The 337-nt window shown below is 73.3% G+C and carries 1 pseudogene; it reads right to left on the bottom strand.

What is annotated here, in order from left to right:
• Window positions 1-337: pseudogene (locus J0695_RS39975) on the bottom strand (alkaline phosphatase D family protein); the annotation flags it as partial.

The raw sequence follows: 337 nt of genomic DNA, 5'->3' as shown, positions 1-337 counted from the left end.
TCCGTGGCCGATACGGCGGCCGATCCGGCTCCAGCCGAAGCGGAAGCCGAGGCGCATGAAGGCGGGGACGCCGTTGTGCACGGGGGAGCAGGTGAGCTGGAGGACGCGGGCGTCGGGGACGGTTCCGTCGGCCCAGTGCGGTTCCGCGACGTAGGCGTGGTGGACGTCGCCCGACAGGACGCAGATCGTGGCGGGGGCGTCGGGGCCCGTGCCGATCCTCGCGATCAGGCGGGCCAGCCGTTCGAAGGAGGTGGGGAAGGCGGCCCAGTGCTCCAAGTCGGCCCGTCTGCGCAGCTTTTCGCCGAATCGGGCCCAGCGCTCACCGCGCGCGCCGCTG

Source organism: Streptomyces beijiangensis, from assembly GCF_017315755.1.
Taxonomy (GTDB): domain Bacteria; phylum Actinomycetota; class Actinomycetes; order Streptomycetales; family Streptomycetaceae; genus Streptomyces; species Streptomyces beijiangensis.
The sequence above is the reverse complement of the archived record's forward strand: the minus strand, read 5'-3'. Positions and strand labels throughout refer to the sequence as shown.